The following is a 13,356-nucleotide window of genomic DNA, read 5'->3' on the forward strand; positions in this document are numbered from 1 at the left end:
AATTCTTCTTGGGAACTACTTCGTTATAGCTTCTTTTTTCCTCTAAAACACGTCATTTGGATAAAAATGCTTACTCATGTTTGTTTTTTTGATATACTAACAGCATCACTTAATGTGGGAGTGTACGTATGGGGAAAGAATGGGATATCGTTGAAGTGCTGCGGCACTCACGACATGATTGGTTAAACAGACTCCAGTTAATAAAGGGCAACCTCGATTTAAATCGGCTTGACCGGGCAAAAGCAGTCATTGATGAAATTGTAATCGAGGCCCAGCATGAGACAAAGCTATCGAATTTACATATACCTTTGTTTGCTTCGCTGCTGCTTAAATCGAATTGGGAGAATCCTTTTTTTAAGCTTGAGTATGAAGTGCTTCTCGACTCGGAAACGATAAAAGTTGATGATGCAGTCCTGACAGAATGGACAAATTCATTTTTTACATGCTTGAATCAGGCAATTGAGGCTTTCCAAGAAAATCATTTATCAATCACTATAGAACCGCAATTAAACGGTATTCGTTTCTTTTTTGATTTTAGCGGGATAATAAAACATAAGGAACTGCTGGATCAATTTCTTGCCGGCCAAGAACAATCTTTGGATATGGCGGTCAAGGAATTCAGCGAAAGTGAACTTGCACTAGAAGTGTTTATGCCATTTTTATAAATAGTGGCAATCAGTGCAAACGGGAGGAATAAGATGTTTGTCGATCAAACGAAGATTTATGTAAAAGGTGGAGACGGCGGTAATGGGATGGTTGCGTTTCGCCGTGAAAAATATGTACCAAAGGGCGGTCCAGCCGGTGGTGACGGCGGTAAGGGTGCCAATGTTATCTTTGAAGTAGCCGAAGGTCTAAGGACACTAATGGATTTCCGTTATCAGCGCCATTTCAAGGCTGATCGGGGTGAGCATGGCATGTCCAAGGGGCAGCATGGCCGTGGTGCTAAAGATATGATCGTTAAAGTACCGCCCGGAACGGTTGTAACGGATGCAGAAACGAATGAAGTCATTGCTGATTTGGTAGAGAATGGACAGCATGCTGTCATTGCGAAAGGTGGACGCGGCGGTCGAGGAAATACTCGGTTTGCGACACCGGCAAATCCGGCACCTGAGATTGCTGAAAATGGTGAACCAGGACAAGAGCGTGATGTGATTCTAGAATTAAAGCTCTTGGCAGATGTTGGTCTTGTGGGATTCCCGAGTGTAGGGAAATCGACACTGTTGTCGGTTGTTTCTGCAGCGAAGCCGAAAATTGCTGAGTATCATTTTACCACGATTGTTCCTAACCTTGGCATGGTAGAAACAGAGGACGGGCGGAGCTTTGTCATGGCCGATCTTCCTGGATTGATTGAAGGAGCGAGTGAAGGCGTTGGTCTTGGCCATCAATTCTTACGGCATATTGAACGGACACGAGTTATTGTCCACGTTATTGATATGGCAGCGATGGAAGGCAGGGACCCATTCGAGGATTATCTGACAATCAATAAGGAATTAAATGAATATAATCTGCGCTTAACAGAGCGGCCGCAAATAATCGTAGCTAATAAAATGGATATGCCTGAAGCAGAAGAAAATCTGCAAAAGTTTAAAGAGCAGCTTGAAGAGGATTTTCCGATTTTTCCAATTTCCGCTGTTACGAGAAAAGGGCTTCGTGAGCTGTTATATGCGGTTGCTGATAAGCTTGAGACGACATCGGAGTTCCCGCTTGAACATGAAGTAGAGGAAACAGGGGTTCATCGCGTTCTCTATAAGCATGAAGCAGACCCAGAGGCATTTACGATTACAAGAGAATCGGATGGCTCGTTTGTGGTCTCAGGTGAAAAAGTCGAAAAGCTATTTAAGATGACCGACTTTTCAAGGGAAGAATCCGTCCGCCGTTTCTCGCGGCAGCTTCGTGGTCTCGGGGTCGATGATGCCTTAAGACAAAAAGGAGCACAAGACGGGGATATCGTAAAACTATTAGAATTCGAATTTGAGTTTATTGAGTAGTGCTCCTGAAGAGGTAGTGTGATGAAAGTGGATAATGCAGATAAGAGATATTACTTGGTTCGTGAGGATGTTTTGCCGGAAGCAATGAAGAAGACGATTGAAGTGAAGGATATGCTGGAAAGAGGCAAGGCAGAATCCATTGCCGTCGCTACACAAATGGTTGATTTAAGCAGAAGTGCCTATTATAAATACAAGGACACTGTATTTCCGTTTTCATCGATTAGGAAGGAAAAGTTGGTTTCGCTTTTCTTTCATTTGGAAGATCGCTCAGGGACACTTTCTAAATTGTTAAGTGTTGTTGCTTCGTCTGGCGGGAATGTGTTAACCATCCACCAAACGATTCCATTGCAAGGCAGAGCAAATGTTACACTGTCTTTAAACACGTCAAATATGACGATGGAAATTGACCAATTACTTACGAACCTAAAAAAGCTTGAATTTGTCGAGAAGGTAGAAGTGCTGGGAACAGGTGCATAATGAACGGTTTGTTCATTATGAAGGCTGTTCTCGGCTTTCTTTTTACATTGATTAGACGCAAAATTTCGAAAAATAGTTTTGTGCTGAACAAGCGCTTGCTCAGTTGGAAAAGAGGCTTCGCTGTGCAAAAACGAAAATGTTTTGCGAGTAAAAGGAGTGGGGAAGGAAATGAAAGTTGGTTTTTTGGGGCCAAAGGCTACGTTTACGGAATTAGCAGTGAAAAAGGTTTTTCCAGGATTTGAACTTGAGCCATATCAGACGATTCCGGAAAGTATGGATGCCTTAGTAGATAAAAAAGTAAATCTTGCCGTTGTTCCGGTTGAAAATGCCCTTGAGGGTTCAGTGAATATTACCCTTGATTATTTAACTCACGTCGTGCAAATTCCGATCGTTGGCGCAATCACGCTGCCAATCAAGCAGCATCTAATGGTTCACCCGGCGAATCAAGATGATTGGCGGAAGGTAAGCGTGGTTTACAGCCATTCACACGCGATTGCCCAGTGCCATAAGTTTTTGCATACGCAATTAAAAGGGGTGCCAGTCGAGAGTGTATCATCGACAGCTGCGGCGGCAAAGATGGTGATGGAGCAGCCAGAAACGAAATTAGCGGCGATTGCCAATGAATTGGCGGCGGTTGAGTATGGGCTTGCTATCGTTCAAAAGGGTATTCACGATATTGATTACAACCATACGAGCTTTTTCGTTCTGTCCGAAATGGACTTGGATTTTGAGTCGATTAGTGGTTCATCGCATTACAAAACAACGCTCATGGTTACACTGCCTTCAGACATGGCCGGGGCGCTTCATCAAGTGCTATCTGCGTTTGCCTGGCGAAAAATAAACCTTTCAAAAATTGAATCAAGACCAATGAAAACGGGAATTGGCAATTACTTTTTCATTATTGATTTGGAAATGAAGCTTGATGAGGTTTTGATTCCTGGGGCAATTGCCGAGCTGGAGGCCTTGGGCTGCGGTGTGAAAGTGCTGGGGAGTTATCCATCGGTAATGGTGTGATACAAGGAAAAAGAGGATGTCGTCAAAGGCTCTTACCCTTTGATGATATCCTCTGCACTATTCAATCAAAAATCCCTCATCCTTTAGTGCTGCTTCCGCTTTATCCAAAACTTTCGTGCTGGATGCTGAAATGGTATGGAGGTGGATGCCGCCTGTTAACTCCGATAATAACGAGGCTTTTGTGTTTTGAATATTTTCCAAAAATTGTTTCACTTCTTGTCGATTTGAAACCATAATCGATGCTGTCAAATCGCCATATACCGAGTGTTCAATTTTTACATCCTTCACCAAAACACCATGGTCAACGAGCAAGTTTAGCTCTTTCGCTGTGTCCTTTGGTGAATGGTGGCAGGCAATCGTCCTTTCGAAAGTAGGAGTACCACTGTTTTGCTTTAAGTACATATATCCTTGACTCGTTGCGATAATCGGCTCATTTCTTGCTTTAAGCAGGGTAATATCACCGACGATAACTTGTCTGCTTACATTCGTCCGAGTTGCTAGCTCGCCGCCCGTCAGAGGTTCAGAACTGTCCTTTAGTAGTTGTAAAATGAACAATCTCCTTTCCTCTCCTAATATTTTTTTTTGCTCAGCCATATCCAACCTCCTGATTTCATCTGTTTTTCTATTCTAGCACAAATCCGCGATTTTATATTGATTTACGATATTATTAATCGTTTCCCCTAGACGAATAACATCTTCCATTGTTGTGGAATTGCCAAATGAGATACGGATAAATTCCTTTGCTTCTTGTTTGTTTAAGCCTAACGCTTGCGTGACCTTTGCCGGAGTTTGCATACCAATCTGACAAGCGCTTCCGGTTGAAATCGCGAACCCTAAACGATTGGCTTCTAACATCATCCATTGCCCCTCGATTCCTGAGATCCCTAGACCGATGATGCTCGGCAGCTGGTTGTCATCGTTAGCCTGATAAATATTTACCCAATTATTAATCGGATTAAGTGTTTCTATAAACACTTTGCGCCACGAGTTATATTTTTGATAGGCATCAGCCAAATTACTGTTGTTTTTTTGTGCCGCTGCCGTCATTGCTGCAATCGCAGGGACGTTCATCGTACCAGGGCGAAAACCTTTTTCATGTGATCCGCCGGGGAAAAACGGGCTCCAGGATATAGCCGGATTGATATAAACGCCGCCAATCCCCTTTGGCCCATATATTTTATGACCGGAAAAAGAAAAGCTGCTGACTAAGGGGGCGATCCCCCTTAGCTCAATTTTTCCAACCGATTGGACAAAATCACTATGAAAATGAATGTTTTGTGCTTGACAAATTTGCGCGACGGTTTTAATTGGCTGGATGGTCCCAATTTCAGAATTAACATGTTGAATCGAAATTAATACCGTTTCTGGCGTGATAGCAGCTAATAATTCCTCTTCGTCAATGAGCCCCAATGAAGTAAGCGGAAGAAACGTAATATCATAATCCGTTAATCGATTAAGGACACCATGGATGGAGGAGTGTTCTGCCATGCCGGTAATAATATGGTTCCCTTGTTTTTTAGGCGAAGACAAAAGTGCTTCGATTGCTAGAAAATTACTTTCTGAGCCACCGCTTGTAAAAAATAGTCCGTTCTTATCTATCCCCAAAAGGGCAGCCAATTCTTCGCGGCAGTTTTCTAGTAAGATGTGAGCCTGTCCGCCAATATCGTGAAGGCTGCTCGAATTTCCAAAGTATTCAGTCGCCACTTTCATGTAAACTTCAGCTGCTTCCCTATCTAATGGAGTTGTAGCCGCATAATCAAAATAGTTCATCATGATTCTCCAGTATAGTAATTTTAAAAATCTTTTTTTGTTTATTTTTTATGCTGTGTTATAAGTGAATGTTGATCTCCGTTCCAGGCGCGAGCTTTCCGCGGGGCGGGCGGTGAGCCTCCTCGGCGCTAAAGCGCCTGCGGGGTCTCACCTGTCCCGCTGCTCCCGCAGGAGTCTCGCGCCTTCCACTCCAATCAACATTGTGCTCAAAATCAACAATTTTCTTTAACACAGCCATTTTTTAAAATAAAACGGACTTATCGGCCTTACCATACCCCCTAGCATAGCATTAATAAAAAAATCCTTGTCAACAGTTTAATTATATGTAAAGATATATGTCAAGACACCTGTTAATCCAGGAGGCTCGAAATATGATTAATGATGATGTGTTAATAATTGGAAGTGGAATAGCGGCACTACAGTTAGCTGTTCAATTAAATAAGGATATGAATGTGAGAATACTCACAAAGGAGCAAATAAGAACGGCGAATTCGTATCTTGCCCAAGGTGGGATTGCCGCTGCAGTGGGCGCGAATGACCATCCGGCGAAACATATTGTTGATACGCTCGAAGCGGGAAGATTTCACAATGATCACGAGGTGGTTCAGCAAGTTATCAATGCCGCGCCCGGACTCATTAGGGACATGTCTCAGCATGGAGATTTTTTTGACAAAAATCAGCATGGCGAATTGCTGCTAGGGATGGAGGGGGCGCATAGCGAGCATCGTATCGTCCATGGCGGCGGAGATGCAACTGGAAAAAACGTAATCGAGTATCTGCTTGACAGTCTTAAGGCTAATGTCACCATCGCGGAGAATAACTTCGCCTATGAATTAATGCTAAATCCCGAGAAAAATCGTGTCCATGGTGTGAAAGCGAAAACAGCAGATGGAATCATCCAACACTATTACGCAACGCATGTGATCATCGCTACTGGAGGCTGCGGTCAATTGTACAGCTATACGTCAAATGCCGAAACAGTAAGTGGCGATGGGATTGCAATGGCCTATCTTGCTGATGCTGAAATCGTCGATATGGAATTTATTCAATTCCATCCCACACTTTTATATATTGATGGTGAAACAAAGGGATTAATTTCAGAAGCCGTCAGGGGAGAAGGAGCGATTCTTGTTACCGATGACGGGATCCCGATTATGGAAGGAGTTCATCCATTAAAAGACTTGGCTCCGAGGCATATTGTTTCGCAAAAAATCTATGAGTTTCTTAGAAACGGTGAAGATATTTTTTTAGATATTCGTAAAATTAACGACTTTACTAAACGGTTTCCATCGATTGCTTCTCTCTGTGAAGCTAATGGAATTCGGTTAGCAGCCGGCAGAATTCCCGTCACACCGGGAAGTCATTTTTTAATGGGCGGCATTAAAACCGATTTAATTGGAAGGACGACAATCGATGGGCTATTTGCCATCGGAGAGGCCTCCTGCACTGGATTGCACGGAGCCAATCGCTTAGCTAGTAATTCCTTATTAGAGGGGCTTTATCAAGGCGGCGAATTAGCGAAATGGCTTAATAATGCACAAAAAGAGCCACATGTTCCGTTTCGAACGGATAGTTCTCTTCCTGCAAAAAAAGCGAAGGTTATTTTACCAGAAATCCAGCAAATTAAGGATTTGATGATGGAGCGGGTAGGAATTGTTCGAAATGAAGTGAATCTAAAAAAGCAGAAAGCGTGGTTAGATCAATTCATGGCCGATGAAATCAAGTTAGATCCGTATTCCTTTCCGGATATAGAAAAAGTATTTATGCTGATTACCGCCAAGCTGATTACGAAAGCGGCGCTAGAGCGGACAGAAAGTCGCGGCGGCCACTATAGAAATGATTATCCGCTGGAAAACGATGACAAGTGGTTAAGAAAATCAATTATTCATCAATATGATCAGGGAATGGGGAAGAATGATGAACACATTAAAACTCCGCTCGCTACTTGAGAAATTTTTTATCGAAGATATCGGCGAACAGGATATGACCACCGATTTGATCTTCACAGGCAATACGAATGGAGAAATTGTCTTTCTTGCAAAAGAAGCTGGAGTCTTTTGTGGTGAAGCCGTAATTAAAACTGGCTTTCAGCTGTTAAATAACGAAATCATGACACAGGTTTTTGTGAAAGACGGAGAACGGATTAATATCGGTCAACAGCTTGCGCTTATCTCTGGAAACATAGCAGACCTATTAAAAGGGGAAAGAGTGATCCTTAATCTCGTTCAAAGAATGAGCGGGATTGCCACCCTCACCCAAACTGCCGTGAACACTCTAAATAGCAATCATACGAGGATTTGTGATACGCGTAAAACGACTCCGGGACTGCGAATGATTGAAAAATATGCTGTCCGCTGCGGAGGCGGCTTTAATCACCGTTTTGGACTCTACGACGGTGTGATGATTAAGGATAACCATATTTCCTTTGCGGGCTCGATTTGGAAGGCTGTTGAAAGTGTCAGGAAAAATGCCGGCCATATGGTGAAAATTGAAGTCGAGGTTGAGACGGAAGAACAAGTAATCGAGGCCGTAAATGTTGGGGCAGATGTAATCATGTTTGATAACCGCACTCCTGAGGAAATCAAGGAATTCATTAAATTAGTGCCGCCAGGAATCATCACCGAAGCCTCTGGCGGAATTCAATTAAGTAATCTAGCCGCCTATGGGAAATCAGGTGTTGATTATATTTCTTTGGGGTTTATAACCCATTCAGCAAAAGCGCTAGATATAAGCGTAAAAGTTCTGTTGAACAAAGGAGAGGAATAAGATGAACATTTTAGCCACCTTGCAAAAAACAATCATGATTCCTGAAAAATACAAGCAGATGTCAAGGGAAGAGCTAGAAGCTAGAGTCATGGAAGTGAAAAAGCAACTTGGTTCACGGTTATTTATTCCTGGACATCATTATCAAAAGGATGAAGTGATTCAGTTTGCTGACGCAACCGGGGATTCATTAAAACTGGCGCAATTATCGGCCGAAAATACGTATGCTGAATATATTGTCTTCTGCGGCGTCCATTTTATGGCGGAAACAGCAGACATTTTAACTGCCGAGAATCAAACGGTATTTTTACCTGATATGCGTGCGGGCTGCTCAATGGCGGATATGGCGGATATTATGCAAACAGAAAAAGCCTGGGGGAAGCTTCAGGAGATTTTTGGGGATACGATTCTTCCGTTAACCTATGTCAATTCTACTGCGGCGATTAAAGCCTTTGTAGGTGCAAATGGCGGAGCAACCGTAACCTCTTCCAATGCAGAAACAATGGTAAAATGGGCATTTAAAAAGAAGGAGCGCATCCTATTCTTGCCCGACCAGCATTTAGGCCGGAATACAGCTGCTGATTTGGGTGTAGGTTTGGATGATATGGCGATTTGGAATCCAATAACGAATTCCTTAGAACATGAAGGGGATGTTTCGAAAATTAAAGTGATTCTCTGGAAAGGGCATTGCTCGGTTCATGAAAATTTCACGGTACAGAATGTAATGGACACTCGCAGCCAATATCCTAATATGAAAATCATCGTTCATCCGGAATGCCGCCGCGAGGTTGTGGAATTGGCAGATATGGCGGGATCAACAAGCTATATTATTAATGCAATTGAAACGGCGGAGCCTGGATCGGCATGGGCGATTGGCACAGAAATGAACCTTGTTAATCGCCTCATCAAGAACCAACTGAATAAACATATCATTTCTTTAAATCCGCATATGTGTCCATGTCTAACAATGAACCGGATTGATTTGCCTCATTTAGTATGGAGCCTTGATACACTTGAAGATGAAAATAATATCATTAAAGTAAGTCCTGAAATTGCCGTGAATGCTAAATTGGCGCTAGAACGAATGTTAGCCAATTCATAATAAACGAAAAAAGATGCAGTTTTACAACTTGCATCTTTTTTTATATTTACGATTTCTTTAGAGCCGATTCATATTTTTTGGAAAAATAGCATAAGTTTTTCTGAAGAATGTTAGCACTTTGCCCAAATTCACATACACTATATGGACTTATGCCATAGGAGGGAAATCAGAGTGAAGATCCATATCGTACAGAAAGGGGATACTCTTTGGAAGATCGCCAAGAAGTACGGCGTGAATTTTGAAGAGCTGAAAAAGATGAATTCACAGCTCAGCAACCCTGATATGATTATGCCCGGTATGAAAATAAAGGTTCCATCTGCAGGCGGAACCGTTAAAAAAGAAGGGCCAATCCATATAGGAAAAAAAGAAGTTCCCATTGCTGAGCATCCGTTTGCTAAAGAGAAGCCGAAGGAAATGCCTATCAAACAACCTATTAAAGAAATGCCCATCAAAGAAATGCCGATAAAGGAGATCCCAAAAAAGGAGATACCGATAAAGGAGATACCGATAAAGGAGGTACCAAAAAAGGAGGTACCAATAAAAGAGGCACCAATAAAAGAAGCACCGATTATAAAAGAAGCACCCAAAGCACCCTACACTCCAAAAATGCCTCTAAAAGTAATCCCAGAAAAAGATATTAATAATTATTATATGTCTAACATGACAAATATCACGCCAAATCTGCCGCCGAAGCCAGCAAATATCCTTCCTGAAGTAAAAGAAGTACCGATGCCTTTACCAATGCCAGTTCAGGAAGAATGTGTACAGGATTATTGTGTCCCGATTACACCGGTAATGCCTGGACCTGGATTCTGCCCGCCAATTGGTGGGGTAGGAGGGTTCCCAATGATTCCTTATTCACAAGTTCAAGGGGCTGCATTCGTACCAACACCTGGAATGATTCAAGGCACACCGGGAGTCGCTCCAGCAGCAGGAATGCCTATGATGCCGGGGGTTGCTCCAACAGGGGCTGGTGTACCAGCAATGGCAGGACCTTACTTCCAGGATGAATCATCATCATTTATGCCGCAAATGCCTATTATGAACCCTGCTTATAACCCGGCTGTAATGGGTGCGCAAAACCCGGGGATGCAAACACCTTATATGGCCCCAGGAGCCTACGGCCAAATGCCAGCAGGATACGGAGAAATGCCGGGAGCCTACGGCCAAATGCCAGCAGGATACGGAGAAATGCCGGGAGCCTACGGCCAAATGCCAGCAGGATACGGAGAAATGCCGGGAGCCTACGGCCAAATGCCAGCAGGATACGGAGAAATGCCGGGAGCCTACGGCCAAATGCCAGCAGGATACGGAGAAATGCCGGGAGCCTACGGCCAAATGCCAGCAGGATACGGAGAAATGCCGGGAGCCTACGGCCAAATGCCAGCAGGATACGGAGAAATGCCGGGAGCCTACGGCCAAATGCCAGCAGGATACGGAGAAATGCCGGGAGCCTACGGCCAAATGCCAGCAGGATACGGAGAAATGCCGGGAGCCTACGGCCAAATGCCAGCAGGATACGGAGAAATGCCGGGAGCCTACGGCCAAATGCCAGCAGGATACGGAGAAATGCCGGGAGCCTACGGCCAAATGCCAGCAGGATACGGAGAAATGCCGGGAGCCTACGGCCAAATGCCAGCAGGATACGGAGGAATGCCGGGAGCCTATGGTCAGATGCCAGCAGGATATGGAGAAATGCCGGGAGCCCAAGGCCAAATGCCAGCAGGATACGGAGAAATGCCGGGAGCGTACGGTCAGATGCCAACGGGATATGGAGAAATGCCGGGAGCGTACGGTCAGATGCCAACGGGATATGGAGAAGTGCCAGGAGCCTATGGTCAAATGCCGCCAGCAGGATACGGAGGAATGCCAGGATCCTATGGCCAAATGCCAGCAGGATACGGAGAAATGCCGGGAGCGTACGGTCAAATGCCGACAGCAGGATACGGAGGAATGCCAGGAGCATACGGCCAATCGCCAGCTGGCCAAATGCCAACAGGTCAATCGCCAACAGGCAGGAATGGTAATCCGTACGGGATGGGAACACCATACGGATATCCGCAAATGAGTGGTTCAGGACCACAAGTACCGGACTTTGAAGCTTCACAAGGAACTGCAGTAGCAGCAAGGGCTCAGGCGCCATACATGCAGACTCAGAGCCTCCCAGTTGGGTCAGGCGGTGACTGCGGCTGCGGCGGTCCAGGACCTTCCATGGACAAAATGCAGCCAGCTGGAGCACGACCAAATGAAATGCCAGCAAACTTTGTCCCGCCAACTCCGCCTATTTACAGTGCACCATATACAGGACCTGTTAATGCTGCACAGCCACCGTATATGAATCCATATGGGATGGCCCCGGCTGGAACAAATTACGGTATGCCAGGTTACCGTGATGAAAGCGACTAACGCGTCAATGAACCAAAAGGGAGACGATGATTACCTTAATCGTCTCTTCTCTTATTTTCAGTCGCAGTTTTATGAAAAAATTATTCAGCTGGTCCCGATTCGAAAGTCGGTTTTTATTCTAAAAACCGTTAAAAATACTTATATTGTTAAAGGGTATCAAACGAACCGCCGACTAAAACTCCAAGAGGCTTTTACAGCTACACTGAGAAAAGAAGGGTTTAACAAGACCTATCAATATTTAACTTCTCCGGTGAGAGCTCAGCTGTTTTTTGAAGGAACCTATTTTGGCTGTATGGAGTATATTACTCCTCATAAAACCGCTTTTTCGTTTCATACTCAAAATGATCGTCAAGAAGGAATGGCACTCCTTGACCAATTCCACAAGGCGACGGCGTCGTTTGAAGCTCGATATCGAACATTACTTCCCAAAGGCAATTTAATTGAAAAATGGACAGAGCGGTTTACGCTTTTTTCAAATAATCTTCCCTTTCTCAAATATTTTATAAATGAACCATTTATCTCGGAAATGGTGTCATGGGCCAATTGGTCATTAGATGGGATGGAAAAAAACAAGGACTTTTTTCAAAAAAAACCGTTTGTCATCCTTCACGGTGACGTGGCCCATCATAATTTTTTACGGGATGAACACGGGAAGCTGAATTTACTTGATTATGATTTAATCAGCATCGGTACTCCTGCATTGGATTATTTACAATATGCAAATCGAATTCTTCCCTATATTGATTGGTCATTTGAGAAGCTTAAGATTTTTAAACCAATGCAGCAATATTTAGAAGATGACGCCTTTTTATACGCCCTCGTTTTTCCAGCTGATATTTTTCGGGAATGGAATCGACTGATTCGCGAAAAAACATTTACGGATGAGGTGAAATTTAGGCAGGTCATGGAATTATCAATCGGTCAGTTTTATTCGAGGAAAAAATTTATTGATCGTTTAATAAATCAGGTGAACTAAATTTTCCTTTGGTATTTTCTAGCTGAATGAATTCCCCTCGAAAATAACACCCTATAAATGAGCATATGAACCATGCTCAGGATGTTATTATGAGGGGGTTTTTCGCTTGAACAAGAAACAGTGGATGATACCTCTATCGGCCCTAATCATAATGGGTACAGCGGGCTGCGCCAAAGACAATAATCGTGCTGGCGTTAATAAAACAACGAACAATTCGTTACGGCCAGTAGGTTATTACTCAAATGAAAACCACCCGAGAAATGGAAATGACTTGTTTCGAGATAATGATGGTGCGCTAACGGAAATGATGGATCATACACTTGGCGATGAGGACAAGCTTTTAAATGAACAAAAAAGAAGGCAGCTGCAAAAGAGAGATAAAAATGGGAATCCAATAAATCCAACAAAGCCATTAGCTTCAGAAGATCGTAATTTTTTTCAGCGGGATGATCGTTTTAGTACAAGTGATATGAATTATCACGGTCATTTGAATAAAAATATCAGAAATACGGGGGTAGTTACCGACCCGAATTTCCAAGATGATTTTTCAAATAAAATTAGAGACAAAGTAGCAAGAATAAACAATGTTAGCGATGTAAGATCTGTATCCTACGGAAATACGATTATGGTTGCGGTGAAGTTAAATGATAATCGCAAAGCTGCCGCTACCAAAAGGGCGATTAAGAATATGGTGAAGCCATATGCGGATGGGAAAACGGTCACCGTTATGATTGATGAAGGCGCCATTGGCAACGACGCCAATAAAGAAAATGATATTCAGCGCAGTAAAGGTGGAAGATAAAAAGAAAAGCGCAAGCGCCCTGGTCAGCGGCGTATGGCCTGGAGCGCTCCAACTGAGA

Annotated in this window: 12 protein-coding genes; 10 read left to right on the forward strand and 2 right to left on the reverse strand. The window is 43.6% G+C overall.

The genetic code is table 11. From position 1 onward, the window contains the following. Positions 1–128: 128 nt before the first annotated feature. The 4 genes from AA980_RS13140 to pheA all read left to right on the forward strand — a co-directional run bounded on the left by AA980_RS13140 (position 129) and on the right by pheA (position 3,479). The gene (locus AA980_RS13140; RefSeq protein WP_024027460.1) at positions 129–665 is read left to right on the forward strand and encodes a sporulation initiation phosphotransferase B; all 537 of its coding nucleotides are present in this window, start codon (positions 129–131) and stop codon (positions 663–665) included. Positions 666–698: 33 nt separating this feature from the next. After that, on the forward strand, positions 699–1,988 hold the full coding sequence (obgE, locus tag AA980_RS13145; protein ID WP_024027461.1) for a GTPase ObgE: 1,290 nt from the start codon (positions 699–701) through the stop codon (positions 1,986–1,988). A gap of 21 nt (positions 1,989–2,009) precedes the next feature. After that, positions 2,010–2,465, forward strand: coding sequence for an ACT domain-containing protein (locus tag AA980_RS13150; RefSeq protein WP_024027462.1), 456 nt, complete (start codon positions 2,010–2,012; stop codon positions 2,463–2,465). 168 nt (positions 2,466–2,633) lie between these two features. Continuing rightward, positions 2,634–3,479, forward strand: a complete 846-nt coding sequence (gene pheA, locus AA980_RS13155) for a prephenate dehydratase (RefSeq protein WP_024027463.1) — start codon at positions 2,634–2,636, stop codon at positions 3,477–3,479. A gap of 57 nt (positions 3,480–3,536) precedes the next feature. On the opposite strand, the gene AA980_RS13160 is transcribed toward pheA, so the two are convergent. Together AA980_RS13160 and AA980_RS13165 are read right to left on the reverse strand one after the other, a co-directional pair. Next, positions 3,537–4,073: a transcription repressor NadR gene (locus AA980_RS13160; RefSeq protein WP_024027464.1), complete on the reverse strand. Its 537-nt coding sequence runs from the start codon at positions 4,071–4,073 to the stop codon at positions 3,537–3,539. A 33-nt stretch (positions 4,074–4,106) separates the two neighbouring features. Beyond that, positions 4,107–5,252 (reverse strand): IscS subfamily cysteine desulfurase, encoded by a 1,146-nt coding sequence (locus AA980_RS13165; protein WP_328586682.1) that lies wholly within the window; start codon positions 5,250–5,252, stop codon positions 4,107–4,109. A 368-nt stretch (positions 5,253–5,620) separates the two neighbouring features. Here AA980_RS13165 and nadB point away from each other — a divergent pair, with 368 nt between their 5' ends. From nadB to AA980_RS13195, 6 genes are all read left to right on the forward strand, one after another. Further along, positions 5,621–7,198: an L-aspartate oxidase gene (gene nadB / locus AA980_RS13170; protein ID WP_024031205.1), complete on the forward strand. Its 1,578-nt coding sequence runs from the start codon at positions 5,621–5,623 to the stop codon at positions 7,196–7,198. Further along, positions 7,167–8,015, forward strand: coding sequence for a carboxylating nicotinate-nucleotide diphosphorylase (gene nadC / locus AA980_RS13175; protein WP_034725419.1), 849 nt, complete (start codon positions 7,167–7,169; stop codon positions 8,013–8,015). Before nadB ends, nadC begins: the two co-directional genes overlap by 32 nt. A gap of 1 nt (position 8,016) precedes the next feature. Further along, entirely contained in the window at positions 8,017–9,114 is a 1,098-nt protein-coding gene (nadA, locus tag AA980_RS13180) for a quinolinate synthase NadA (protein WP_024031207.1), read from the forward strand. A gap of 171 nt (positions 9,115–9,285) precedes the next feature. Continuing rightward, positions 9,286–11,520 (forward strand): SafA/ExsA family spore coat assembly protein, encoded by a 2,235-nt coding sequence (gene safA, locus AA980_RS27605; RefSeq protein ID WP_053005477.1) that lies wholly within the window; start codon positions 9,286–9,288, stop codon positions 11,518–11,520. Then, entirely contained in the window at positions 11,507–12,496 is a 990-nt protein-coding gene (locus AA980_RS13190) for a phosphotransferase (RefSeq protein ID WP_024030743.1), read from the forward strand. The genes safA and AA980_RS13190 overlap by 14 nt, the downstream gene beginning before the upstream one ends. Before the next feature lie 106 nt (positions 12,497–12,602). Further along, the gene (locus AA980_RS13195; protein ID WP_024030744.1) at positions 12,603–13,298 is read left to right on the forward strand and encodes a YhcN/YlaJ family sporulation lipoprotein; all 696 of its coding nucleotides are present in this window, start codon (positions 12,603–12,605) and stop codon (positions 13,296–13,298) included. Positions 13,299–13,356: the final 58 nt, after the last annotated feature.

The sequence above is a fragment of the Neobacillus vireti genome (assembly GCF_001026695.1).
Classification (GTDB): domain Bacteria; phylum Bacillota; class Bacilli; order Bacillales; family Cytobacillaceae; genus Neobacillus; species Neobacillus vireti.

Coding starts and splice junctions, on each gene's coding strand:
- AA980_RS13140 (WP_024027460.1), top strand. CDS start 129: ATGGGGAAAGAATGGGATATCGTTGAAGTGCTGCGGCACTCACGACAT.
- obgE (WP_024027461.1), top strand. CDS start 699: ATGTTTGTCGATCAAACGAAGATTTATGTAAAAGGTGGAGACGGCGGT.
- AA980_RS13150 (WP_024027462.1), top strand. CDS start 2,010: ATGAAAGTGGATAATGCAGATAAGAGATATTACTTGGTTCGTGAGGAT.
- pheA (WP_024027463.1), top strand. CDS start 2,634: ATGAAAGTTGGTTTTTTGGGGCCAAAGGCTACGTTTACGGAATTAGCA.
- AA980_RS13160 (WP_024027464.1), bottom strand. CDS start 4,073: ATGGCTGAGCAAAAAAAAATATTAGGAGAGGAAAGGAGATTGTTCATT.
- AA980_RS13165 (WP_328586682.1), bottom strand. CDS start 5,252: ATGATGAACTATTTTGATTATGCGGCTACAACTCCATTAGATAGGGAA.
- nadB (WP_024031205.1), top strand. CDS start 5,621: ATGATTAATGATGATGTGTTAATAATTGGAAGTGGAATAGCGGCACTA.
- nadC (WP_034725419.1), top strand. CDS start 7,167: ATGAACACATTAAAACTCCGCTCGCTACTTGAGAAATTTTTTATCGAA.
- nadA (WP_024031207.1), top strand. CDS start 8,017: ATGAACATTTTAGCCACCTTGCAAAAAACAATCATGATTCCTGAAAAA.
- AA980_RS13190 (WP_024030743.1), top strand. CDS start 11,507: ATGAAAGCGACTAACGCGTCAATGAACCAAAAGGGAGACGATGATTAC.